Origin of the sequence: Mesorhizobium sp. M4B.F.Ca.ET.089.01.1.1 (assembly GCF_004022605.1) — a bacterium.
Lineage (GTDB): Bacteria > Pseudomonadota > Alphaproteobacteria > Rhizobiales > Rhizobiaceae > Mesorhizobium > Mesorhizobium abyssinicae.
Map to the genome: position 1 here is coordinate 1 of NZ_RZOS01001348.1, position 488 is coordinate 488.

Genomic DNA, 488 nt, shown 5'->3' on the forward strand with positions numbered 1-488 from the left:
ATCCTAGCCCGTTCCTTATCCGGGCCGTAAATCCGCTTAACATTCGCGGAGCGGCAAGCCTGAAGCAGATGCGGTCGAGGGTGCGGCAGCAGATCATTGAGGCGCTGCCCTCGTCGATCGCGCCGGAAGCTCCTAATGCTCGGCAAAATCGGCGCCGGAAGCCTGCCTGGGCCGTCCTCGCCGCGATTGAAAGCGCACAAGAAGGCGAGGAAGCGCGCGAATTCAGGATCGTCCAGCGAAACTGGTCTAGGGTCGCAGGCAAGGACAAGATCCTCCAGACGCTTGTAGCCCAGCGACGGGATGCAGATGAGATCACCTGGCTAAGCACAGGCGAGCTAAACGCGCTTGTCGATATGGCACTGGGAGCGCCCGGCGTCGTCGTAGGAAGGGCGCTGTATCGACATCTGCCAGAGCTGTTCGACTACCGGGAGCAGCATTTCTTTCGACTGGCGCACTTCTGCTGGACACGCCTGCGCACCTATCTGGAC

Annotated in this window: 1 pseudogene; it reads left to right on the forward strand. The window is 60.9% G+C overall.

Features of this window, described 5'->3' with window-relative positions:
* Window positions 1-80: 80 nt before the first annotated feature.
* Window positions 81-488: pseudogene (locus tag EN780_RS37480) on the forward strand (hypothetical protein); the annotation flags it as partial.